This window comes from Janthinobacterium sp. GMG1, assembly GCF_034427795.1.
GTDB lineage: Bacteria > Pseudomonadota > Gammaproteobacteria > Burkholderiales > Burkholderiaceae_D > Janthinobacterium.
Window position 1 is genome coordinate 617,042 of record NZ_JAXQNT010000003.1, and the last position, 24,826, is coordinate 641,867.

The window sequence follows — 24,826 nt, forward strand, 5'->3', positions numbered from 1 at the left end:
CCACCCCAGGGCCCAGATGAAAAAGCAAGTTCGGGAACAGCTGAAACAGCAACTGAAAGCCGACCGCCAGGTCGTCATTGCGGCCTTCCAGGCCGACGGCAAGCCTGAAAAACTGCTGCGCAGCCTGCGCCACAGCGTCGACGGCGTGCTGACGCGCGCCTGGCAGGAGGCCGGCTTGCCGCCCGGCACGGCCCTGGTGGGCGTGGGCGGCTATGGCCGCGGTGAACTGTTTCCGTATTCCGATGTCGACCTGCTGATCCTGCTGCAACAGGCGCCGGACGCCGCCACGCAGGAAAAGCTCGAAGAACTGGTGCAACTGCTGTGGGACCTGGGCCTGGAAATCGGCCACAGCATCCGCACGGTCGACGAATGCATGGTCGAATCGAAGGCCGACATCACCGTGCAAACGAGCTTGCTCGAAGCGCGCCTCGTGTGCGGCAACGCGGATCTGTTCGCGCAATTGCAGCAGCGTTATGACGCCGCCATGGACCCGCAGGCCTTCTTCCAAGCAAAAACGGCGGAAATGCGCCAGCGCCATGCCAAGTACGAAGACACGGCCTTCAGTCTGGAACCGAATTGCAAGGAAAGCCCAGGCGGCCTGCGCGACTTGCAGGTCATCCTGTGGGTGGCCAAGGCAGCCGGCCTGGCGAACTCGTGGCGCACTCTGGCCACGGGCGGCCTGATCACCCTGACGGAAGCGCGCCAGCTGATGGAAAAGGAGCGCGCCTTCAAGGATATCCGCGTGCGCCTGCACCTGCACGCGGGCAGGCGCGAAGACCGCCTCGTGTTCGACGTGCAGACGGCGATCGCCGAATCGCTAGGGCTGCAAGCGACGGGCAGCGGGCCGCACATGCGCCGCGCCAGCGAATTCCTCATGCAGCGCTATTACTGGGCCGCCAAGACGGTAACCCAGCTCAACACGATTTTGCTGCAGAACATCGAAGCGCGACTGTTTCCGCAAGACGATGTGGCCGTGCCCATCAACGAACGCTTCAATGAAGTCAACAGCCTGATCGACATCAGCGCCGACGATACGTTCGAGCAATACCCTTCGGCCATGCTGGAAGTCTTCGTGCTGATGACGGAGCGCCCGGCCCTGAAGGGCATGACGTCGCGCGCCACGCGAGCCCTGTGGCACGCGCGCTTCAAGATCGACGCCGCCTTCCGCCAGGATCCCGTCAACCGCGCCCTCTTCCTGCGCATCATGCAAGCGCCGGTCGGCATCATCCACGCGCTGCGGCGCATGAACGAAATGAGCATCCTGGGGCGCTATCTGCCGAATTTCCGCCGCATCGTGGGCCAGATGCAGCACGACCTGTTCCACGTGTACACGGTCGACCAGCACATTTTGATGGTGGTGCGCAACATGCGCCGCTTCACCATGAGCGAACACGCGCACGAATATCCGTTCTGCAGTCAGCTGATGGCCGATTTCTCGCAATCGTGGCTGCTGTACGTGGCGGCCCTGTTCCACGACATCGCCAAGGGCCGCGGCGGCGACCATTCGAAGCTGGGCGTGGCCGACGCCACCCAGTTCTGCCAGGATCACGGCCTGTCGGAAGAAGACACGGAACTCGTGGCATTCCTTGTGGAAAATCATTTGACCATGTCGCAAGTGGCGCAAAAGCAGGACCTGTCCGATCCCGACGTCATCGCCGCCTTTGCGAAAGTGGTCAAGGACGAGCGCCACCTGACGGGTCTGTACCTGCTGACGGTGGCCGACATCCGCGGCACCAGCCCGAAAGTGTGGAATGCCTGGAAGGGCAAGCTGCTGGAAGACTTGTACAAGATCACCTTGCGCGTGCTGGGCGGCGAGCCGCACACGGCCGACCGCGAACTGAAAAACCGCCAGCAGGAAGCGCTGGCCACCCTGCGCCTGTACGGCTTGCCGCCCGATGCGCACCTGAAACTGTGGCAGCAGCTGGACGTGGCCTACTTCCTGCGTCACGACGCCTCCGACATCGCCTGGCAGACGCGCTCGCTGTATGACAAGCTCGACAGCAAGTTGCCGGTGGTAAAATGCCGGCTGGCGCCCATCGGCGAAGGCTTGCAGGTGGCCGTGTACATTCCCGACCAGCCCGACCTGTTCGCGCGCATCTGCAGCTATTTCGACCGCAAGAACTTCAGCATCCTCGACGCGAAGATCCACACGACGAAAAATGGCTATGCGCTCGACACCTTCCTCGTCACGGAACAGAGCTTCGCCAAAAGCTACCGCGACATCATCAGCCTGATCGAGCATGAGCTGGGCGAGCTGCTGCAGTCGCAAACACCGCTGCCGCCGCCGGGCAAGGGACGGCTGTCGCGCCTGTCGCGCACCTTCCCCTTCCAGCCGACCGTGGATTTGCGGCCCGATGAAAAGGGCCAATATTACTTGCTGTCGGTGGCGGCCAACGACCGCACGGGCTTGCTGTATGCGATCGCCAACGTGCTGACCAAGTACCGCATCAACTTGCACACGGCTAAGATCATGACCCTGGGCGAGCGGGTCGAAGACGTCTTCCTCGTCGACGGCCCCGCGCTCAACAATGCCCGCAACCAGATATTGCTGGAAACCGATTTACTCGATGCGCTGAAAGTGTAGACTTTCCGCGCAACGCCTACCTTACTGAAACTGAAACAACATGACCGAAGAATTATTACGCTTGTCCAAACGCATGTCCGAACTGGGCCTGTCCTCCCGCCGCGAAGCCGATGAGTGGATCGCACGCGGCTGGGTCCGTGTGGATGGCAAGGTGGTGTCCGAGCTGGGCAGCAAGGTCTACCCGAGCCAGAAAGTCACCGTGGAACGCCAGGCGGCGGCCGAACAATCGAAGCGCGTCACCGTGCTGATCAACAAACCCGTCGGTTACGTCAGCGGTCAGGCCGAAGACGGCTACACGCCTGCCGTGGCCCTGATCAAGGCGGAAAACCGCTGGGCGGAAGACCGCAGCCCGGAACAATTCCACCCGACCCAGCTGCGCAGCCTGGTGGCGGCCGGCCGCCTGGACATCGATTCCGTCGGCTTGCTGGTCCTGACGCAGGATGGGCGCGTGGCCAAGCAGCTGATCGGCCACGATACCGATATCGACAAGGAATACCTGGTGCGCGTGAGCTACACCAAGGGCGACACCCTGCCCGACAGCGAGCTGAAAAAGCTCAACCACGGCCTGTGGCTCGATGGCAAGCCGCTGCTGCCGGCCAAGGTGCGCTGGCAAAATGAAGACCAGCTGAGCTTTACCCTGCGCGAAGGCAAGAAACGCCAGATCCGCCGCATGTGCGAAGCCGTCGGCCTGAAAGTATTGGGACTGAAACGCGTGCGCATCGGCAAGGTCAAGCTGGGCGACTTGCCGACCGGTCAATGGCGCTATCTAAGCGCGGACGAACAATTTTAAGCGGCGACGTCAAGATGGCATGCCGCGCGGCATGCCTAGTCACATAAGCAACAGGAATATAGTGATATAAAAACAATTATTGTGATTTACTTAGTAAATATTGCTTTAAACCTATACACTATTCCCCATTAGAACAAAAGAGATACGCTGTCGTGAACGATCCCATCCCTAATCCCCTGCGCAAAGGCGCGCCCAGCCTGGCTGACGTGGCCGAGCCGATGGCGCCCGGCACCAAGCCGCACCATATGAGCGATCCGTGGGATATCGGCGAAACCCTGTGCAGCCTGGCTGACAACGGCGACGCCATTTCCATCTACCCGGCGGGCGGCGAAGACGTCATCATGGCACGCATTCTGTCCGTGGACGACGACTTGCCGCAATTCGTGCTGGAACTCAATGAGGGCGCGACCCTGCCGCCTGGCGGCGCCACGTTTGTGTCGTGGGTGCAAAGCGCCAAGCTGCAATTTACCATCAATGGCGAATGGGAAGCGTATCCCGAGCGGCCGAACGTGTACCTGACCAACTTCCCCAGCCATTGCCTGGTGCTGGAACGGCGCGAATCGACGCGCCTGGAAACGCCGCTGGGCGTGTACTACCTGGCCGCCTTCGTGCTCGAGGGGCGTCCATATGAATTGCAGCTGTATGATTTCTCGGCCGGCGGCATCGGCATGCGCGCCCATCCGCGCGACACGGTCGGTCTGTACGTGGGGCGCAAGCTGTCGCGCGTGCGCCTGGAACTGGGACCGAACAAGGTCATGATCGCCGACCTGGAAATCCGCCTGTCGCGCACCTTCCGCTCTTTCCTGCTGGGCGAGCAAGTGCAGATCGGCTGCCGCTTCCTGAACCTGACGGATGCCATGCAGGATGAATTGAAAGTACTGCTCGATGACCTGGGCAGCAGCCGCAAGGTGCGCTAGGTTTGCTTCACGCATAAAAAATGGCCGCCCAGCTCATGCTGCGCGGCCATTGTTTTATCGTCGACAGGTATCGGGCGCCTAATCGTCGTCGTTTGGGTCGAGATCGGGGAACATCACCTCGGTATAGCCGAACTGCGTGAAGTCGACGATACGCATCGGATACAGAATGCCGTGCAAGTGGTCCACCTCGTGCTGCACCACGCGCGCATGGAAGCCGTCGCAGTCGCGGCTGATGGGCTGGCCGAACTGGTCCACGCCTTCGTAGTGCAGCTCGCTCCAGCGCGGCACGCTGCCACGCAGGCCAGGCACGGACAGGCAGCCCTCGAAACCCTCTTCCTTGCGTTCCGACAAAGGCGTCAGCACAGGGTTGATCAGCACGGTTTCGGGCACTTGCGGCGCATCAGGGTAACGCAGGTTCTGCTTGAAGCCGTAGATCACCAGTTGCAGGTTGACACCGATCTGCGGTGCCGCCAGGCCCGCGCCATTGGCCGCATGCATGGTGTCGAACATGTCGGCGATCAAGGCATGCAGTTCGGGCGTATCGAATTCACGCACGGGCTCGGCCATGCGCAGCAGGCGCGGATCGCCCATTTTGAGAATTTCACGTACCGTCATTTTGCGTCCAGTGTCGATTGCAGTTCTTGCAGGTAAGTGCGGAAGGCCACGCCCGTTTCCGGATGTTTCATGCCCATCGCCGTCATTGCCTTCAGGTAGCCAAGCTTGGAGCCGCAATCATAGCGCTGCCCCTGGTAGCGGTAAGCCAGCACGCGCTCTTCTCGCATCAGGGCGGCGATACCGTCCGTCAACTGGATTTCGCCGCCGGCGCCCGTGCCGATATTTTCCAGGTGGTTAAAGATACGGCTGGTCAGCACATAACGGCCCACCACGGCCAGGGTCGACGGCGCCTCTTCTGGCGCAGGCTTTTCCACGATGGCCGAGACCAGTTCCAGGTCGGGCTGATAATTCTTTGCCGACACAATACCGTACTGCTTGGTTTCCGCGCGCGGCACATCCTGCACCGCCAGCAGCGAGCAATTTTCATACTGGAAGACATCGGTCATCTGCGCCAGCACGGGGCGCACACCCTCTTCCACATCCATGAAGTCGTCGGCCAGCAAGACGGCAAACGGTTCGTCGCCGATCACGGGACGGGCGCACAACACGGCATGCCCCAGGCCCAGCGGCGCGGACTGGCGTATGTAAATGCAATTGATATGCTTGGGAATGACGTTTTGCACCATGTCGAGCAACTGGCGCTTGCCAGCCGCTTCCAGTTCCGACTCCAACTCGTAAGCCGTATCGAAATGGTCTTCGATGGCGCGCTTGTTGCGGCCCGTGATGAAGATCATTTCCGTAATACCGGCCGCCACGGCTTCTTCCACCGCATACTGGATCAATGGCTTGTCGACGATGGGCAACATTTCCTTCGGTTGTGCCTTGGTCGCTGGCAAGAAACGGCTGCCTAGGCCGGCGACGGGAAAGACTGCTTTTCTGATTTTTTTCATGGGTCTTCTGTAATTTTTTGAATAATTAGTCTTGCGCGAGCAAGGCCAGCAAGCCAACCTCGTCGAGGATGGCCACACCCAGCTCCTGGGCCTTGGCCAGCTTGCTGCCGGCATCCGAACCGGCGACGACATAGCCCGTCTTCTTCGATACAGAGCCGCTGACCTTGCCTCCGGCCGCCTCGATCAGCTCCGCCGCCTCGTCGCGGCTCATAGTGGGCAAGGTGCCCGTCAGGACGAACGTCTTGCCATCCAGCTTGCCGCCAGCGGCTGGCATTTCAGGCAATTGTGACAGTAATTCATTTCGCAGGGCGTCCAGTTGACCTAGCAGCTTGACATTCTCGCCATCGGCCAGCCATTGCGCCAGCGCTTCGGCCACGGCGGCTGGCAAGCCCGCGTGGAAGCTGGCGCCTTGCGCGGCCAGGCTGGCCAGGGTCACGCCCCGCTCTACCAGTTGCCTGGCGCGCGGCTCCGTCAGCTTCGGGATGCCGATGGCTGCCAGCAGCTTGGTTTGCTCAAGTTGCGTGCGCAGCTTGGCGCTGGGCGCATGTTCGCCCTGGGGTGTGACGCCGGCGTCCAGCAATGCCTGCAGCGCTTGCTGGTTCTTTTCTTCGGCAAAGAAATCGGCAATCGATTCGGCTACCGTGCCGCCGATATCTGGCAGCACGCGCAACAAGGCTGCGGGCGCTTGCCGCACATACGCCAGGCTGCCCAGCCACTCGGCCAGGGTCTTCGCCGTCGATTCGCCCACGTGGCGGATGCCCAGCGCGAACAGGAAACGCTCAAGCGGCGGACGCTTGCTCGCTTCAATGCCGGCCAGCAGGTTTTCCGCCCACTTGGTGGGAATCTTTCCTTGTTGCACTGTTTCTGGCGTCGAACCGTCGCGCTCATCGGCGCGTACTTTCATTTCCAGCAATTTATCCAGGGTCAGGCTGTACAGGTCAGCCAGGCCATGCACGTATTCCAGTTCGACCAGGGTATCGATATAACGTTCCCCCAGGCCTTCGATATCCATCATGCGCCGTCCCGCGAAATGGCGGAACGCTTCCTTGCGCTGCGCCGAGCAGAACAGGCCGCCCGAGCAGCGGGCAATCGCCTCGCCCTCTTCACGCACCACGTGCGAGCCGCACACGGGACACGCTTCCAGCATCTTGAACGGCGGCGGCGCCGGTGCCGGGCGCTTTTCCAGCACCACGCTCAGCACCTCGGGAATCACGTCGCCGGCGCGGCGCACGATGACGGTGTCGCCCACGCGCACATCCTTGCGCAGCACTTCATCTTCATTGTGCAAGGTAGCATTGGTCACCGTCACGCCACCGACCGACACGGGCGCCAGGCGCGCCACGGGTGTCATGGCGCCTGTGCGGCCCACCTGGATATCGATACCCAGCACCTGCGTCAGCGCTTCTTCGGCGGGAAACTTGTGCGCCAGCGCAAAACGCGGCGCGCGCGACACAAAGCCCAGCTCCTGCTGGTCTTCCGTCGCGTTCACCTTGTAGACGACGCCGTCGATTTCATACGGCAAGACGGGGCGGCGCGCGCCGATATCGGCATAGTAGGCGAGCAAGCCCTGCGCGCCCTGCACCACCTTGCGCTCCTTCGACACGGGGATGCCCAGGGTTTCATACCAGTCCAGCAAGGCCGAATGCGAGGCCGGCATGGCGGCCCCATCGAGGGCGCCGATGCCGTAGGCATAGAAACGCAGCTTGCGCTGCGCCGTGATGCGCGAATCGAGCTGGCGCAGGCTGCCGGCAGCCGCGTTGCGCGGGTTGGCGAATTCCTTCTGCCCCGCTTCACGCTGGCGTTCGTTCAAACGGGCAAAATCGGCCTTGAACATCATCACTTCGCCGCGCACGTCGAGCACGGCAGGAATCTTGTCGCCATGCAGGCGCAGCGGGATGCCGGAAATGGTGCGGATATTCGCCGTCACGTCTTCGCCCGTGGCGCCATCGCCGCGCGTGGCTGCCTGCACGAACAGGCCGTTTTCATAGCGCAGGTTGATGGCCAGGCCATCGAATTTCACTTCGGCCGCATAGTCGACTTCGGCACCGTCAAGGTCCAGGCCTTCACGCACGCGGCGGTCAAAATTGACGATATCGTCATCGAAGAAACCATTGTTCAGCGACAACATCGGCACCGTGTGCGTGACTTGCTCGAATTGCGGCAGCGGTGCCGCGCCCACGCGCAAGGTGGGCGAATCGGGCGTGCGCAAATCGGGATGGGCCGCTTCCAGCGTTTGCAGTTCGACGAACAGCTTGTCGTACTCGGCGTCGGGGATGGTGGGATTGTCGAGCACGTGGTAGGCGTGCAGATGCCGATTGAGTTCGGCCGTGAGTGCCAGGACGCGCTGGGCGGCATTCCGCTGGGCGGCGTCCTGGTTGATCGGATCAGTCATTGTTGCGGGATTCTTCAGCTAAATAAACGCAGGGCGCGGGTGGAGCCGGCCGGAATGTCGGCCGCGTCCATTTCCTGGTAAAACTCTTGCACCTGGCCAGCGATCTCGGCCAGCGCCGCATCGGACAGGGCCTGGTTGTAATCGTCGACGATGGTCGCATCGAGGCGTCCCACCAGTGCTTTGGCGCAGGCGACCATGGCGCCGAAGCCGTCGCGCGCAGGCGCCACGCATGGCACATCCAGCAACAGGGTCAGGCGTGGCGTCGTTTCTTCGGCCAGGGTGACATTCGTCGACAGCGAGAACAGATAGCCGCCGTCGCCGTCCGGCATGACGAAACGGCCATCAGGACGCACGTCAAAGCCCTGCTTTTCCAGTGCGAACAGCAAGGTGGAAATGGCCCATGGCGCGCCATTCGTGTGCAGGTTGACGCCCAGCTGCGCGTCGTGACCGGCAACAAAGCGGTGCAGATTGCGCGCTTCGGCCATCACTTCCATCATGTCGGGCACTTCGGGCTCGGCGCCGATCTCGTCAGCCACGCCGCGCAGGCGCGTGACCAGTTCCGAGTATTCCAGTTCATTCAAGGCCGTGCTGCGGCTGGCCAGCTGCACGCCGCCTTGCATCTTGGTGTAGACACCGCCATGCGTGATCGGTTCCCAGTCGCCATTCACGTGCAAACCGATGAAGTGGACGGGCTTGTTGCCCACCAGGCGCAGGGTTTGCAGCACGGGCAAGATCTTGTCGCCGCGCACGGGCGCTTCCAGCGACAACGGCAGCAGGCAATCGATCAGCGGGTCGACCAGGCTGGTCGCCTGTTCGCTGGCGGCGCTGACTTCCTGCTGCGCCGGCGCGGCCGGGGTGGCGGGTGCGGGATCAGCATCGGCCAGCGACGGTTCCGCGTGCACGGGCGCGTCCGGCACCACGGTTGCTGGCGGCGCGCCAAACGACGGTTCGGCCTTGGCGGCGGGCGCGGCGTCGAAGCGCGGCTCCTGGCGCAGCACGGGATCCTGGGCTTCCACGGCAGGGGCGTCGCCCTCGCGCATCAGCACGTCATCATGGTCGGTGGAAAAGGCCCGTTCCACGCTTTTCTTGGCCTTGTATTCCTGCCATTTGTTGTACGAGAAAACGCCGACGATAAAGACGCCGCCGGCGCCGAACAAGGTAATTTGAAGGTCTGTCATGCTGCTTGTGCCTCGGTTGCAAAATTTGCGGCGGACTCCATGTCCACCGCCACGATGCGCGATACGCCCTGCTCCTGCATCGTCACACCGATCAATTGATGGGCCATTTCCATCGCAATCTTGTTATGCGAAATGAAAAGGAATTGGGTCTGGTCGGACATGCGCTTGACCATGCGGCAGAAGCGTTCCGTGTTCGAATCGTCCAGCGGTGCATCGACTTCGTCGAGCAGGCAAAACGGCGCCGGATTCAGGCGGAACATGGAAAACACCAATGCGGTCGCGGTCAGCGCCTTCTCTCCACCCGATAACAGGTGGATGGTGGCATTTTTCTTGCCGGGAGGCTGCGCCATGACTTGTACACCGGAATCAAGAATCTCGTCGCCCGTCATGGTCAGCTTGGCCTGGCCGCCGCCGAACAGGATCGGGAACAGCTCGGAAAAGTGATGGTTGACCTTGTCGAACGTGTCTTGCAGCAAATCGCGCGTTTCCTTGTCGATCTTGTGGATCGCGTCTTCCAGCGTGTTGATCGCTTCCGTCAGGTCGGCATTCTGGGCGTCGAGGAAATTCTTGCGCTCGGACGCCTGCGCCAGTTCGTCCAGCGCGGCCAGGTTGACGGCGCCCAGGCCCGTGATGGCGTTGGTCAAACGCGTCACTTCGCCCTGCAGATACGATGGGCGCATGTCCGGGTGCAATTTTTCCGTCAACGCGGCCTCGTCGGCGCCCGACTCCAGCAATTGCTGGGCGAATTGCTCCTGGTTCAGGCGCGCGGCCTGTTCCTTGAGCTGCATTTCCATGATCTTGTCGCGCTGCGGCTGCAGGCTGCGTTCCGATTGCGTGCGCGCATCTTCGGACAGGCGCAGCTGCTGCGTGATCTGGTCCAGTTCGTGGCGCGCGTCCGCCAGCGCCCGCTCCTGCGTGGTGCGGCGTTCTAACAGATCCTGCAAGCCATCGGCCGCCGCGCCGCTTTCCAGGTTGGCCAGTTCCAGTTCGCCCGCCTGCAGGCTTTCCGTCACTTGCTGGGCTTGCGTGCTGGCCGTGGCGATGTTGCGGCGCAATTCCTCGATCTTCGCGCGGTGGGCTTTTTCCGCGTATTCCGTATCCTTGGCTGCCCGCTCCAGGTCGCGCAAGGCTTCGCGCGCCTCGGCCAGACGCTGTTCCTTCTGCAGGAAGTCCGTATGGCCGTCTTCGTGCGCTTCCTGCAAGTTGCCCAGTTCCATGTCCAGCTGTTCGAATTTCTCTTCCGATTCCAGCTTGGTCTGCATCTGTTCCGCTTCCTGTGCGGCAATCTCCGCCAGGTCGGCGCCGATCTGCGTGCTGCGCTGGTTGAAACGCGCTTCCACTTCCGACAGTTTCACCACGTCCAGTTGCAGAGTATGCACGGAGGAAGTGAGCTGCTGTATGCGCAAGCGCAAGTCCGACAGGTTGCGCGTCAAGGTGGCAACGGCCGCATCGGCCCGCACGGAACGGGCGCGCGCCTCTTCGGCCAGCAATTGCTGGGCGCGCAACTGTTTGCCGATATTCTCGATTTCCTGCTGGCGGCCCAGCATGCCTTCCTGCTCCGAATCGGCCGCATAGAAGCGCACGCTGGTGGCCGTGACCACATGGCCGGCGCGCGTGACGAAATAGCCGCCCGGCGGCAATTTGCTGCGTTCAAGCAAGGCTTCGGCCGCGTCTTCCACGGCGTAGGCGTTGTACAGCCAATCCTGCAGCAAGCCGCGCAAGCCCGGATCATTAAGTTTCAACAAGTTCAGGAACGGTTTCAGGCCTGGCACTTCCGGCTGCGGCAGCGGCGCCACGGTCGATGGCGCGTACAGGGCCAGCTTGGCCGGTGGCGCGTCGGCAAAGAAAGCCTTGGCCCAGTCGATATTCGACAGTTGCAAGGCCGACGTGCGCTCGCGCAAGATCGATTCCATGGCTGCTTCCCAGCCCGCTTCGATCTGCAACTTTTGCCACAGGCGCGGCAAGGTGTCGAGCTCGTGCTTTTTCAGCCATGGCTGGACCTTGCCCTGGGTCTGTACCCGCTCCTGCAATTGTTTTAAAGCGGAAAGACGCGCTTCCAGTTGGGCGTTGGCGGCTGTTTCGGCATTCACCTGCGCCTGTGCTTCAGCCCGCTCCTGCTCCAGCTTCGGTTGCTGCTCCAGCGCTTCTTCCAGGTAGAAACCCTGTTCTTCCAGCGTCTGCTGCTTTTCTTCCAGCTGCAGTTTCAGGTTTTCCAGGTGGCTGCTGTCGGGCAAACTCAGGCTGTTCTTTTCCTGCTGCAAGCGCTCGCGGCGCGTCAGCAGGCTGGCCAGGATGTTCGAGGCGTTGCGCTGGTGCGCCGATTCCAGTTCCAGCTGCTGCTGGGCCTGCATGATTCGGGCGCGTGATTCCGTGCTCTTGTTTTGCGCGGCGCGCCAGGCGGCGTCCAGCTCGGGCAATTGCTCGCCTTTCTGCTCGGCCATCATTTGCGATTGCTCGACCTTCGCGGCCAGCTCTTCGAGGTGGAATTCCGCCTCTTCGATCTGTTCCTGGTATTCGCCGCCCTGTTGCGTCCACTGGTCGCGCTGGGCCGTCAGGGTCGCCAGCTGCGCCTGCAGGCGGGCGCGCGATTCGATGACGAACTTGATCTGCGCTTCCAGGCTGCCGATTTCCGCATTCGTCTGGTACAGATGGCCCTGCGCCGTATGCAAACGGTCGCCCACGGCAAAGTGCGCCTGGCGCATCTGCTCGAGGGTCAGTTCCACGTTGCGCAGCTTGGCCGTCTGTTCTTCCAGGTCCGTCTGCGCCTGTTCCACTTCGCGGAAATAGCGTGTCTGCTCGTTTTGCGCCTCGTTCTTGCGCAGCAGCCACAAGAGTTTCTGCTTTTCTTCCTGGTCCGCCTGCAAGGCGTGGAAACGCGTGGCCACGGCCGCCTGCGCTTCGAGCTTTTCCAGGTTGGCATTGAGTTCGCGCAAGATGTCTTCCACGCGCAGCAAATTCTCGCGCGTGTCCTGCAGGCGGTTTTCCGTCTCGCGGCGGCGTTCCTTGTATTTGGAAACACCTGCCGCTTCTTCGAGAAAGACGCGCAATTCTTCGGGGCGCGATTCGATGATGCGCGAAATCATGCCCTGGCCGATGATGGCGTAGGCGCGCGGGCCGAGGCCGGTGCCGAGGAAAATATCCTGGATGTCGCGCCGGCGCACGGGCTGGCCATTGATGTAATAGGTGGAGGTGCCGTCACGCGTCAGGGTGCGCTTGACGGCGATCTCGGCGTACTGGCCCCATTGGCCGGACGCCTTGCCATCGTTATTGTCGAACACCAGTTCCACGGAAGCGCGCCCGGCTGGTTTACGGTGGGTGGAGCCATTGAAAATGACGTCCTGCATCGATTCGCCGCGCAATTCCGACGCTTTCGATTCGCCCAGCACCCAGCGCACGGCATCGATGATGTTCGACTTGCCGCAGCCATTCGGCCCGACCACGCCCACGAGCTGGCCTGGCACCTGGAAATTGGTGGGATCGACGAAAGACTTAAATCCCGACAACTTGATGGAAGAGAGACGCACGTGTTTTAGAGTTCCTGGCCTATGCTGGCGGTTATATTATGGGTGAACCCGGTTCATATTCATTTCAGATGCACCATCGCGACGGCTGTCTGGCCATTCACCGCAAAAAAGTGGTTCATCATACCATTTCCTGATGCTTTTCTGGCCAAAAAACCGCAGCGCCAGGCGCCAGCCTGCCCCGCCTCACGGGGCTGGACGGCCATCCTGTGCCAGTTTCCAGTCTTCACGGGAAAAAACGCGCTCATGGCCAGACAATATCAGGGCCAGTTTTTGCAGCCATTGCTCGGTCGGCATGGGTTCCGCCTTGAAGCTGAGCACCACCATCAGCACCAGGCTGGCCAGGGCCAGCGCATGGCTGACGGCAAAATTGACGGCGCCGCGGGCATTCCACATGAAACCCAGCGCCAGTGCCAGGCCCAGCACGCAGCCGCTGACGGCTTCCGACACGCTGTGCGCATGCACGACCACGCGCGAAATGGCCACCAGCACGGCAAAGGCCACGCCGACGAGCACGCCTGCATGGCGCCAGCGCGGTGCGGCCCGCTGCAGCAGCACATACATCAGCACGGGAAACACGGCGCCGGCGCGCATGGCGTGGCCGCTGAAACCCGTAAAATCGAGCGCGCTGCTGCCCACGCCCCAGCTCATGAAAGCCAGCTTCGACAGCACCACGAGGGCCAGGCCGCCGCCGTACCACAAGCTCCAGCTGAGCACCAGGCGCCACTGGCGCGAGACGAGCAGCCACAGGGCGATCGCCACGCCAGCCGGCCCCATCACGGACATGTCGGCCGCAAAAGAAATCCCATTCCACCAAGTCATCGCGCCTGCACTTATTTCATGATCAGCTTGTACTATGCCACGACTCTGCCCTGTTCCGCGCGGCTTTTGCTGTGCTGCAGCGAAGAATTACATTCGATTACAAAATTTCCATGCAAAACCATCGCCGGTCATTGCGAGGCAGGCGTCAGATATTCGTCAGGCGCTTGCCCTTGGGTGGCGTAAAGTCGCGGATCGATTCGATCATGCCCACTTCCAGCGCCTGGTCGGCCGTCAGGTGCAGGTCGGAATACGCGTGCACCTGCCACTGCTCTTCCGTCAGGTTGACGTGGCCACGCAGGATGCGTTCGGTACGCATGTCGTCGGCGCGCAAGCCCTCGACGATGATGCTGAGCGCATCGGGACGCGAGCCGGGCGACGCTGTCGCATGCGACTTGTGCACCATGAAGCGGGCCGTGTCGCTGGCATGGCGGTGCCGCCCCGACAGAAACAGGGTGACGGCGATGGACGCCACGGCGCCCGCGTTATAGGTAATGATGTCGAATGGCAACTTGCTGAGGAAGTTGTACAGGCAGATGCCATCGCTGACATAACCGCCGTTGGACTGTATCAAAATGTGCGCGGTGGTGAGCTTGTCTTCCGTGATGTCGGCCACGGCGTTGAAGACGCGCCGCACCATATCACTGTTGACGTCGCCCGAGAGGGTGAAATAACCGTGCTGCTCGGTGTTGTTTTGCGTCTCGCTTTGTGTAGTGTTCATGGCAGGCACCCGCAAGAAAGCCAGGATTTCATCATAGCGCATTCCCGCGCGGCCGGGCGCCCTTTTGCACCGCGCCAGCACCCCTCCCAGCCCCGCAAATCGGGGCTTTTGCTGCAATTTGGCAACGTCTTTTCAGATTGACAGAAACACCCTGCTGGCATATATTCCTCCCACTTGATCGGGAGAGGGCAACCCAGCGTTGCCGCCGAAGGGGCACTACCCAAAAACTCTCAGGCAAAAGGACCGATCAGGCGGACTGAAGTTGTTGCTTTGGCGACATCTTTAGCTCAACTCTGGAGAGCGGCCGCGGCTATTGCCGGCGGCCCACCGAAGGGGCGCGCGGGGCAAGCCCCCGTAATCTCTCAGGTACAAAGGACAGGGGGGTCAGTGATCACGCTGGAAAGCCGTGTTTGGCTATTCTATGTTTTGTTAACTCCCCTATTACCTTCGTCCCGAGGAATCCATGACGCTCAAAGCGACCCCACTCAACAACGCCCACCGTGCCCTCGGCGCCCGCATGGTCGATTTCGGCGGCTGGGACATGCCTGTCAACTACGGCTCGCAAATCGAAGAACACAACGCCGTGCGCGGCGATGCCGGCATGTTCGACGTGTCCCATATGTGCGTGGTCGATATCGAAGGCCCGAACGTGCGCGCCTTCCTGCGCGGCTTGCTGGCCAACAACGTTGACAAGCTGCAAGTGTCGGGCAAGGCCCTGTATTCGTGCATGCTCAATGCCGAAGGCACCGTCATCGATGACCTGATCGTCTACTTCTTCAATGAAAACTGGTTCCGCCTCGTCGTCAACGCGGGCACGGCGGAAAAAGACGTGGCCTGGATGCAGCAGCAAAATACCGCCACCAACAGCGGCCTGACGATTACCGAACGCCGCAATGCCAACGATCCGATGGCCCTCGTCGCTGTACAAGGCCCGAACGCGCGCGCCAAGGTGTGGCAAGTGCTGCCGGAGACGCAAGCCGCCTCCGAAGCCATCAAACCGTTCAATGTCGTCATCGTCAAGGACACGGCCTTCGGCGAAGTCATGCTGGCGCGCACCGGCTACACGGGCGAAGACGGCTTTGAAATCGGCGTATCGGCCACCCAGGTGGAAGCCCTGTGGAACGCATTGATCGCCGCCGGCGTCAAGCCGGCCGGCCTGGGCGCGCGCGACACCCTGCGCCTGGAAGCGGGCATGAATCTGTACGGCCAGGACATGGATGAAACCGTCAACCCGCTCGACGCAGGCCTGGCGTGGACCATCGACCTCGTCAGCGAGCGCGACTTCATCGGCAAGGCGGCCCTGCTGGCCAAGGGCCAGAACGCGCAATTCGTGGGCCTGATCCTGCGCGAAAAAGGCGGCGTGCTGCGCGCCCACCAGAAAGTCATCATCGCCGGCAATGACGCCACGGGCGAAATCACCAGCGGCACCTTCAGCCCGACCATGCAGGAAGCGATTGCCCTGGCGCGCGTGCCCAACGGCGTAGCGGTAGGCGACACCGTGCACGTGGAAATCCGCGGCAAGCAGCTGGCCGCTTCTGTTGTCAAGCTGCCTTTCGTGCGTAACGGTAAAATCCTGGCTGCGTAAGCGTTTTAGAGCCGCCCGCAAGACCGAATAAACATAATCAATAACGAACACTTACCATCTGGAGCCACACATGAACATTCCTGCAGACCTGAAGTACACCGCTTCCCACGAATGGGTACGCCTTGAAGGCGACGGCACGATCACCGTCGGCATCACCGAGTACGCGCAGGACGCCCTGGGCGACATCGTCTTCGTCGAACTGCCAACCGTGGGCAATACCTACGGCGCCGGCGACGACGCCGCCGTGGTGGAGTCGGTCAAGGCAGCGAGCGACATCTACGCACCGATCGCCGGCGAAGTCGTGGCCGTCAACGACGACGTAGTCAACTCGCCTGAGTCGATCAACGCCGACGCCTACGCGAACTGGCTGTTCAAGATCAAGCCAGCCGACGTGTCGGCCCTGGACGGCTTGCTCGACGCTGCCGCCTATGGCGCCACCACCAGCGCGTAATCGCGTTTGACTCACGGGCCGCAATCGCGGCCCGTTTGCATTTAATTTTGTAGCTATGCCCCGGCGCTGCGCCCGCGCGCCGCATCCCGGTTTTTCAGTCTTTTTTGGCCTCTATATCATGACCCGCACCAGCCTGACCCAACTCGAAGCACGCGATGCCTTCATCGCCCGCCACATCGGCCCCTCTTCCACCGAACAGCAAGCCATGCTGGCGACCCTCGGCTATCCATCGCGCGCCGCGCTGATCGACGCCCTGGTGCCGGCCAACATCCGCAACAAGGGCGCCCTGCCATTGGGCGCGTATTCGCAGCCGATGCCGGAACAGGAAGCCCTGTCGCGCCTGAAAGCCATCGCCGGCAAGAACCAGGTGCTCAAATCCCTGATCGGCCAGGGCTACTACAACACGTTCACCCCTGGCGTCGTGCTGCGCAACATCTTTGAAAATCCCGCCTGGTACACGGCGTACACGCCTTACCAGCCTGAGATTTCGCAAGGCCGCCTGGAAGCGATCCTGAACTTCCAGCAAGTGATCACGGACCTGACCGGCATGGGCATCTCGAACGCCTCGATGCTGGACGAAGGCACTGCCGCCGCCGAAGCGATGACCCTGATCCAGCGCGTGGGCAAGTCGAAGTCGACCGTGCTGTACGTCGCCAATGACGTGCTGCCGCAAACGCTGGAAGTGGTGCAAACGCGCGCCCAGCCGATCGGCATCGAAGTGCGTACCTTCGACCCGGCTGAAATCGAGTCGCTGGACGCCTGCTTCGGCGTGCTGCTGCAATACCCTGGCGTGAACGGTGTCGTGCGCGACTACCGCGCCGGCGTGGAAAAACTGCACGCGAATGGCGCCATGGTCATCGTCGCGGCCGACCTGCTGGCCCTGACCATGCTGACGCCGCCGGGCGAATGGGGCGCCGACGTCGTCGTCGGCAACAGCCAGCGCTTCGGCGTGCCGCTCGGTTTCGGCGGCCCGCACGCGGGCTATCTGTCCACGCGCGATGAATTCAAGCGCAATATGTCGGGCCGCCTGGTGGGCGTGACCGTCGATGCGCAAGGCAACAAGGCGTACCGCCTGGCCCTGCAAACGCGCGAACAGCATATCCGCCGCGAAAAAGCCACCTCGAACATCTGCACGGCGCAAGTGCTGCTGGCCGTGATGGCCTCGATGTACGCCGTCTACCACGGCCCTGCCGGCCTGCTGCAGATCGCCCAACGCGTGCACCGCTTTACGGGCGTGCTGGCCGCCAACCTGAAGACCCTAGGCTACGGCGTCGTCAACGCAAGCTACTTCGACACCCTGACCATCAACGTTGCCGATGCGGCGCAACTGCACGCGACGGCCATGCACCACGGCGTCAACCTGCGCAAGATCGACAACACCCATGTCGGCGTGTCGCTCGACGAAACCACCACGCGCGACGATATCGCGCTGCTGTGGAAAGTGTTCGCGCACGGCCTGGTCAACGCGCCTGCCGCGCCTGACCTGGACGCCGTTGAAGCAGCCGTGACCAGCGCGCTGCCGGCCAACCTGGCACGCGAGAGCGCCTACCTGACCCACCCCGTCTTCAACAGCTACCACTCGGAACACGAAATGCTGCGCTACCTGCGCAGCCTGGCCGACAAGGACCTGGCACTGGACCGCACCATGATCCCGCTCGGCTCGTGCACCATGAAGCTGAACGCGACGAGCGAAATGATTCCCGTCACCTGGCCCGAGTTTTCCAACATCCACCCGTTCGCGCCGGATGCGCAAACGGTCGGCTACCGCGAAATGATCGCGCAGCTGGAAGAAATGCTGTGCGCGCTGACGGGCTACGCGGCCGTCTCGCTGCAGCCGAACGCCGGCTCGCAGGGTGAATACGCGGGTCTGCTGGTGATCAAGGCATATCACGAGTCGCGCGGCGAAGGCCACCGCAACATCTGCCTGATTCCGTCGTCGGCGCACGGCACCAACCCTGCCTCGGCCAACATGGTCGGCATGCAGGTCGTCGTCACCAGCTGCGACGCCAACGGCAACGTGGACCTGGCCGACCTGAAGGCGAAGGCGGAAAAGCACAGTGCCAACCTGGCTTGCGTGATGGTCACCTACCCATCCACCCACGGCGTGTTCGAAGAAGGGATCCAGGAACTGTGCGAGATCATCCACTCGCACGGCGGCCAGGTCTACATCGACGGCGCCAACATGAACGCGCTGGTCGGCGTGGCCGCTCCCGGCTCGTTCGGCGGCGACGTGTCGCACCTGAACCTGCACAAAACCTTCTGCATCCCGCACGGCGGTGGCGGACCAGGCGTCGGCCCGATCGGCGTGGGCGCCCACCTGGCGAAATTCCTGCCGAACCAGCGTTCCTCGGGCTACCAGCGCGACGCGGCAGGCATCGGCGCCGTCAGCGCCGCGCCATTCGGCTCGGCCAGCATCCTGCCAATTTCGTGGATGTATATCGCCATGATGGGCGCGGAGGGATTAACGGCAGCGACCGAGACGGCGATCCTGGCGGCGAACTACATTGCGCGCCGCCTGGCGCCGCACTACCCTGTGCTGTACTCGGGCCACGACGGCCTGGTCGCGCACGAATGCATCCTGGACCTGCGCCCGATCACGGACGCCACCGGCATCAGCAACGAAGACGTGGCCAAGCGTTTGATGGACTTCGGCTTCCATGCGCCGACCATGAGCTTCCCCGTGCCGGGCACCCTGATGATCGAGCCGACGGAAAGCGAATCGAAAGTGGAGATCGACCGCTTCATCGACGCCATGATCGCCATCCGCGCGGAAATCGCCAAGGTCGCCAGCGGCGAATTCGACCACGACGACAACCCTTTGAAAAACGCGCCGCATACGGCACAGGTATTGATGTCGGACAACTGGGAACGCAAGTACAGCCGTGAAATCGCCGCCTACCCCGTCGCTTCCCTGCGCCAGCGCAAATACTGGCCACCGGTCGGCCGCGCCGACAATGTGTACGGCGACCGCAACCTGTTCTGCGGTTGTGCGCCAATCAGTTCTTATGAAGAAGAGTAAACGCCATTTGCCCGGCTAGCCGGGCAAGAGGAAAACAGCACGGCAGGCCGCAGGGTCTGCCGTTTTTTTATGCGCCGCCCTACAACGCCAGCAAGGCCGCGCCCGGCAAGCCCAGCACGGTGCCCAGTATCGTCAGCAACATGACATCGCGCCGTTCGCAGCGGGCGCGGTGCGAGCTCCAGGCGGCAAATAGCAGCGTGACAGCCACGCCGCTGAGCGCAATTCCCACTTCCGTCATGCCGTCTCCCCCACCGGCGGCAACGCGTCCGTCATTGTTTCTTCTTTCATCGGTCTCATCCTTTTCATTGATTGAACAAGCTACCTACCGGTAGGCAGTAAGTGTACAATAAAAAACACGGCGGCGTCCATGCCCCGTTTTTTTGACGACACGAAGGAAGCGCAATGCAGCAGCAAACCACTCTCCCCGCCGCCAGTCTCGGGCTGGCGGCTTCCCTGGCCCTGGTGGCAGTGCTCGGTCCGGCCGGCATCGACATGTACCTTGCCTCGATGCCAGCCATGGCGCGCGAGCTGCATACCTCGTATGCGAATGTGCAGCTGAGCCTGACGGTTTTCCTGCTCGCCCTGGGCGGCGGACAATTGCTGTGCGGCCCGCTCACCGACATGCTGGGCCGGCGCCGTCCGCTGCTGGCCGGCATCGCCGTGTACATTCTTGCCGCCGTGTGGGCGTCGCAGGCGGATCACCTGAGCACCCTGCTGCTGGCGCGCTTGCTGCAAGGCCTGGGCGCCGCGCTGACCCTGGTCGTGGTGATGAGCATGGTGCGCGACGTGGCCGATGGCGTCAAAGCGGCGCAGCTGTTTGCCCTCCTGATGACCATCGTCGGCCTGGCGCCCGTGCTGGCGCCCGCCGTGGGCGGCTTGCTCGACGCGCACTACGGCTGGCGCACCGTGATGCTGGCCCTGGCCGCACTGGGTGTCTTGACCCTGCTCAATAGCGCGCTGTTCCTGCCCGAAACCCTGCCAGCGGCCCGGCGCGTCGCGCCGCGCGGCATGCACCGCACGTATGCGCGCATCGCGCTGGAGCGCGCCTTCCTGCTACCCGCGCTGGCCCTGTCGGCCACTTTCTTTTTCCTGTTTGCCTATATCGGCGGCGCATCGCTCGTGTACCAGCGCGATTTCGGCCTGTCCGCCGGCAACTTCGGCCTCGTCTTCGGCGCCACCGGCGTGGCCGTGCTGCTCGGTGCGATGGCCAGCGGCCGTCTGGTGGAAAAGCATGGCGTGGCGCGCCTGAGCGTGGCGGGCAGCGTGGCCATGCTGGGCGGCGCGGCATTGGCCCTGCTCGGCGCGTGGGCGGGAGGGGGAATAACGGCCGTCGTGCCGGGCATGTTCGTGGCCCTGTTGGGCCTGGGCATCGCGGAAGCGGCGCTGATGGCCATGGCCATGGGTTCGCAGCAGCGCGCGCTCGGCTCCACGGCCGCCCTGCTGGGCGCCATCCAGATGACCTTGTCGTCCCTGGCCACGCCGCTGGCGGCCAGCCTGTCCGAATGGGGGCCATTGCCCTGGCTGCTGTTCTTGACCGTGGCCGGCCTGCTGGTATCATGGCTGACCCTGGCCACTGCGCGCGTCCATCCGGTCCATGCCAGCAGCCTGGGAGCGCACTGACGCCTCACCCACTCTCACCCCCATGATGAAAAAACGCTCGGCTTCGGCCGATAACATCTGTGCCGTCGCTGTCGTCCACTTTTCGGAACACGGCTACGACGCTTCGTCCCTCAGCGACATCGCCGCGCAGGCGGGCATGCGCAAGGCTTCGCTGTATTCGCACTTCGCCGGCAAGGACGCCCTGTTTCTGGACGTGTTTGCCGATGCCCTTGCCGAAGAGCAAACCTTCATGGATGCCTGCTTCGCCGACGAAGCGGCGCTGGCGGCGCCCGGCGGCCAGCAAGCTGGCGCCCTGTACTGCGACCGCATGGCGCAGCGCTATGCCGATTCGGCCCATTTGCGCTTTTTGCTGCGCACGGCGTATTTACCGCCCGCGCCCCTGCGCGTGGAAGTCGGCACGGGCTACGAAGCCTTGCTGGCGCAGCTGCAGCGGCATTACGTGGCCAGCCTGGGCCGGCTGGCGCCCGCCTTGGCGCCGCAGCGCGTGGAGCTGTATGCGCAAGCCTACCTGGGCATCGTCGACAGCCTGCACGTGGAACTGATCTACGCGGGCGGCGCCGCGCTGCAGCAGCGCCACGCAGCCCTGTGGCATATCCTGTCCGATTCGCTGGCGCTGGCGGCGCAACACGGCTGAGCATGCGGCTAGCAACAGCCACATTACACTTTGGAAACCTAAGATTTCTTCAGTTGACACTCTTGCAGCGCATCCATAAGATGCCCTCATTATTCATTTACGGAGTCCCACGTGGGTACTTGTTCTAGTGACAGTAGCCGATCTTGTATCGGTGATTGCCTCGGCAGCTAAACAGCAAGCAACGCGGAACTCTCTTTCCTCCGTGCCTTGCTGAGCAAGGTGCGGTGTCTCGCGCGGCCAGCCGGCTGCGCGCCTCCCCCCTCTTTCCGATCGCGACCGGCTACTGACCCGGATTGCCCGCCAGCGCCATGCTTCGTCATGCCGCGTTGGCGGCGCGCAAGTCTTGCCTGCGGCTGCGCCGCCCGTCAACACCTCGTCGTGAAAGGAAGAGCCATGAATCTCTTCACCCGCTTATTCGAATCGTTTCTGCGCAAGCGCCATACGGCCGGCAACTTCCGCCGCCGCGCCATGCCGCTGGAAAACAGCACGGCCCGCCCCGTGCCCGACCACCTGGCGCGCCAGCTGCTGGCCGCCGCCCATGAAGACCTGGACAGCGCCCTGAATCGCCTGCACACGCGCCTGGAAGGCTTGCGCGATGCCGAAGCGCAAGTGATCGGCGCGCAGACGGGACCGAACGAGGTCGAGCATGAAAAACCGCTGGCCTGGTACCAGCACCTGTGGCTGTGCTACAAGAACCCGTTCAACCTGCTGCTCACCGTGCTGGCCATCGTTTCCTACCTGACGGAAGACCCGAAGGCGACCATCGTCATCGGCACCATGGTGATCCTGTCGACCCTGTTGCGCTTCGTGCAGGAAGGCCGCTCGAACCGGGCCGCCGAGCGCCTGAAAGCCATGGTCAGCAACACGGCCACCGTGCTGCGCAATGGCCAGCAGATCGAGCTGCCCATCCGCCAACTGGTGCAGGGCGACCTCATCGTGCTGTCGGCCGGCGACATGATTCCCGCCGACTGCCGCCTGCTGTCCGCAAAAGACCTGTTCGTCAGCCAGGCCGCCATGACGGGCGAATCCTTGCCAGTGGAAAAGATGGCCGAGCTGGCCGACAGCGCAAACCGCGACCCGATGGAACTGGCCAACCTGCTGTTCATGGGCACCAACGTCATTTCAGGTGCCGCCACGGCGCTGGTCTTGGCGACCGGCAACCGCACCTATTTCGGCACCATCGCCACGAGAGTGACGGCCACCGAGCGCACGCCGACGGCGTTCGAAGCGGGCGTCAACAGCGTCAGCTGGCTCTTGATCCGCTTCGCCCTCGTGATGGCGCCGCTCGTGTTCCTCATCAATGGCTGGACCAAGGGCGACTGGATGGAAGCGTTCCTCTTCGCCCTGTCGGTGGCCGTGGGTCTGACGCCGGAAATGCTGCCCATGATCGTCACCAGCACTCTGGCCAAGGGTGCCGTGAAACTGTCGAAAAAGAAAGTCGTCGTCAAGCGCCTGGACGCCATCCAGAACTTCGGCGCCATGGATGTGCTGTGCACGGACAAGACGGGCACCTTGACGCAGGACAAGATCGTGCTCGAACGTCACACGGACGTGTTCGGCCAGCCGTCCGACGAAGTGCTGCAGTTCGCCTATTTGAACAGCCACTACCAGACGGGACTGAAAAACCTGCTGGACCGCGCCGTGCTCGACCATGTGGAACTGCAGACAGAAATGCAGCTGGCGCGCGACTACGTGAAAGTCGATGAAATCCCGTTTGATTTCGTGCGCCGTCGCATGTCCGTCGTCGTTTCTGAAAAGAATGACCATCATGAGCTGATCTGCAAGGGCGCCGTCGAGGAAATCCTCGCCGCCTGCAGCCATCTGCGCCTGGGCGGCGTAAATATTCCCCTCGATGCGGCCCTGCTGGACAAGGTGCTGGAAACGACGCATGGCCTGAATGCGGAAGGTTTACGGGTGGTGGCCGTGGCCGTCAAGGAAGTGCCGCCGCATAAAACCGTGTACGGCGTGGCCGATGAAGCGGCGCTGACCCTGATCGGTTATGTGGCCTTCCTCGATCCGCCGAAGGAATCGACGGCGCCCGCCCTGCGCGCACTGGCGGAACATGGCGTCACCGTGAAAGTCTTGACGGGCGACAACCATCTGGTGACGGCGAAGATTTGCCGCGAAGTGGGCCTGGCCGTGCATGGCGTGCTGCAAGGCCCGCAACTGGACGACATGGACGACGCCGCCCTGGCAAGGGCGGCAGAAGACAACACCGTGTTTGCCAAACTCAGCCCTCTGCACAAGGAACGCCTCGTGCGCGCCCTGCGCGGCAATGGCCACATCGTCGGCTTCATGGGCGACGGCATCAACGACGCGCCCGCCCTGCGCGCGGCCGACATCGGTATTTCCGTCGATTCGGCCGTCGATATCGCCAAGGAAGCGGCCGACATCATCCTGCTGGAAAAGAGCCTGATGGTGCTGGAAGAAGGCGTGCTGGAAGGCCGGCGCACCTTCAGCAACATGCTGAAATATATCCGCATGACGGCCAGCTCGAACTTCGGCAATGTGTTTTCCGTGCTGGTGGCCAGCGCCTTTTTGCCGTTTTTACCGATGCTGCCACTGCACTTGCTGGTGCAAAACCTGCTGTATGACGTGTCGCAGATCGCCATTCCCTTCGACCATGTCGACGCCGAACTGATCCAGCAGCCTTTGAGCTGGAATCCGCGCGACATCGGCCGCTTCATGGTGTTTTTCGGGCCCATCAGCTCGATCTTCGACATCAGCACGTTTATCCTGATGTGGCATGTGTTTGGCGCGAACACGCCAGAGCAGCAAACCCTGTTCCAGTCCGGCTGGTTCGTCGTGGGCCTGCTGACGCAAACCCTGATCGTGCACCTGATCCGCACGCCCAAGCTGCCCTTCATCGACAGCATCGCTTCCGTGCCCCTGCTGGTGGCCACGACCCTCATCATGGCCGTGGGCGTGTTCCTGCCGATGGGACCGCTGGCGAGCTACTTCAAGCTGCAAGCCTTGCCGCTGGGCTATTTCCCCTGGCTGCTGGGCATCCTCGTCTGCTACACGGTACTGACGACGTTCATGAAACGCGTGTATCTGCGCAAATTTGGCTGGCAATAGTATGATGAGCCG

At 62.5% G+C, this 24,826-nt stretch carries 17 protein-coding genes and 2 riboswitches; of the genes, 9 read left to right on the plus strand and 8 right to left on the minus strand.

Annotation, left to right across the window (positions count from 1 at the left end):
• The first annotated feature begins 16 nt into the window (after positions 1 to 16).
• The 3 genes from SJI03_RS11610 to SJI03_RS11620 all read left to right on the plus strand — a co-directional run bounded on the left by SJI03_RS11610 (position 17) and on the right by SJI03_RS11620 (position 4,291).
• On the plus strand, positions 17 to 2,584 hold the full coding sequence (locus tag SJI03_RS11610; protein WP_322427291.1) for a [protein-PII] uridylyltransferase: 2,568 nt from the start codon (positions 17 to 19) through the stop codon (positions 2,582 to 2,584).
• 40 nt (positions 2,585 to 2,624) lie between these two features.
• On the plus strand, positions 2,625 to 3,374 hold the full coding sequence (locus SJI03_RS11615) for a pseudouridine synthase (protein ID WP_099379868.1): 750 nt from the start codon (positions 2,625 to 2,627) through the stop codon (positions 3,372 to 3,374).
• Positions 3,375 to 3,526: 152 nt separating this feature from the next.
• Entirely contained in the window at positions 3,527 to 4,291 is a 765-nt protein-coding gene (locus SJI03_RS11620) for a flagellar brake protein (protein ID WP_099379869.1), read from the plus strand.
• 78 nt (positions 4,292 to 4,369) lie between these two features.
• Here SJI03_RS11620 and def read toward each other — a convergent pair whose 3' ends face one another.
• From def to SJI03_RS11655, 7 genes are all read right to left on the minus strand, one after another.
• Entirely contained in the window at positions 4,370 to 4,906 is a 537-nt protein-coding gene (gene def / locus SJI03_RS11625; protein ID WP_034752265.1) for a peptide deformylase, read from the minus strand.
• A complete protein-coding gene (gene galU / locus SJI03_RS11630) occupies positions 4,903 to 5,796 on the minus strand; it encodes a UTP--glucose-1-phosphate uridylyltransferase GalU (protein WP_322427292.1) in 894 nt (297 codons plus the stop codon). The genes def and galU overlap by 4 nt, the downstream gene beginning before the upstream one ends.
• A 25-nt stretch (positions 5,797 to 5,821) precedes the next feature.
• Complete coding sequence (gene ligA / locus SJI03_RS11635; protein ID WP_322427293.1) at positions 5,822 to 8,188, minus strand: NAD-dependent DNA ligase LigA; 2,367 nt, start codon at positions 8,186 to 8,188, stop codon at positions 5,822 to 5,824.
• 14 nt (positions 8,189 to 8,202) lie between these two features.
• Positions 8,203 to 9,366: a cell division protein ZipA C-terminal FtsZ-binding domain-containing protein gene (locus SJI03_RS11640; RefSeq protein WP_322427294.1), complete on the minus strand. Its 1,164-nt coding sequence runs from the start codon at positions 9,364 to 9,366 to the stop codon at positions 8,203 to 8,205.
• Positions 9,363 to 12,890 (minus strand): chromosome segregation protein SMC, encoded by a 3,528-nt coding sequence (gene smc, locus SJI03_RS11645; protein ID WP_322427295.1) that lies wholly within the window; start codon positions 12,888 to 12,890, stop codon positions 9,363 to 9,365. Before smc ends, SJI03_RS11640 begins: the two co-directional genes overlap by 4 nt.
• A gap of 183 nt (positions 12,891 to 13,073) precedes the next feature.
• Positions 13,074 to 13,709, minus strand: coding sequence for a phosphatase PAP2 family protein (locus SJI03_RS11650; protein WP_233516292.1), 636 nt, complete (start codon positions 13,707 to 13,709; stop codon positions 13,074 to 13,076).
• Positions 13,710 to 13,854: 145 nt separating this feature from the next.
• On the minus strand, positions 13,855 to 14,427 hold the full coding sequence (locus tag SJI03_RS11655) for an ATP-dependent Clp protease proteolytic subunit (RefSeq protein ID WP_233516293.1): 573 nt from the start codon (positions 14,425 to 14,427) through the stop codon (positions 13,855 to 13,857).
• Between the two features lie 169 nt (positions 14,428 to 14,596).
• A riboswitch (glycine riboswitch) is annotated at positions 14,597 to 14,683 on the plus strand.
• A gap of 27 nt (positions 14,684 to 14,710) precedes the next feature.
• A riboswitch (glycine riboswitch) is annotated at positions 14,711 to 14,816 on the plus strand.
• Positions 14,817 to 14,890: 74 nt separating this feature from the next.
• Between SJI03_RS11655 and gcvT the strand changes: the two genes are divergently transcribed.
• From gcvT to gcvP, 3 genes are all read left to right on the plus strand, one after another.
• Complete coding sequence (gene gcvT, locus SJI03_RS11660) at positions 14,891 to 16,012, plus strand: glycine cleavage system aminomethyltransferase GcvT (protein WP_322427296.1); 1,122 nt, start codon at positions 14,891 to 14,893, stop codon at positions 16,010 to 16,012.
• 70 nt (positions 16,013 to 16,082) lie between these two features.
• Positions 16,083 to 16,463, plus strand: a complete 381-nt coding sequence (gene gcvH, locus SJI03_RS11665) for a glycine cleavage system protein GcvH (RefSeq protein ID WP_035818129.1) — start codon at positions 16,083 to 16,085, stop codon at positions 16,461 to 16,463.
• 118 nt (positions 16,464 to 16,581) lie between these two features.
• Positions 16,582 to 19,482, plus strand: coding sequence for an aminomethyl-transferring glycine dehydrogenase (gcvP, locus tag SJI03_RS11670; RefSeq protein WP_322427297.1), 2,901 nt, complete (start codon positions 16,582 to 16,584; stop codon positions 19,480 to 19,482).
• A 79-nt stretch (positions 19,483 to 19,561) separates the two neighbouring features.
• Here the strand turns inward: gcvP and SJI03_RS11675 are convergent, their stop codons facing one another.
• Positions 19,562 to 19,720, minus strand: coding sequence for a hypothetical protein (locus SJI03_RS11675; RefSeq protein ID WP_322427298.1), 159 nt, complete (start codon positions 19,718 to 19,720; stop codon positions 19,562 to 19,564).
• Positions 19,721 to 19,884: 164 nt separating this feature from the next.
• Between SJI03_RS11675 and SJI03_RS11680 the strand changes: the two genes are divergently transcribed.
• The 3 genes from SJI03_RS11680 to mgtA all read left to right on the plus strand — a co-directional run bounded on the left by SJI03_RS11680 (position 19,885) and on the right by mgtA (position 24,814).
• A complete protein-coding gene (locus SJI03_RS11680; RefSeq protein ID WP_322427299.1) occupies positions 19,885 to 21,102 on the plus strand; it encodes a Bcr/CflA family efflux MFS transporter in 1,218 nt (405 codons plus the stop codon).
• A 22-nt stretch (positions 21,103 to 21,124) separates the two neighbouring features.
• Complete coding sequence (locus SJI03_RS11685; RefSeq protein ID WP_322427300.1) at positions 21,125 to 21,736, plus strand: helix-turn-helix domain-containing protein; 612 nt, start codon at positions 21,125 to 21,127, stop codon at positions 21,734 to 21,736.
• Between the two features lie 393 nt (positions 21,737 to 22,129).
• Positions 22,130 to 24,814, plus strand: coding sequence for a magnesium-translocating P-type ATPase (gene mgtA, locus SJI03_RS11690; protein WP_099379878.1), 2,685 nt, complete (start codon positions 22,130 to 22,132; stop codon positions 24,812 to 24,814).
• Positions 24,815 to 24,826: the final 12 nt, after the last annotated feature.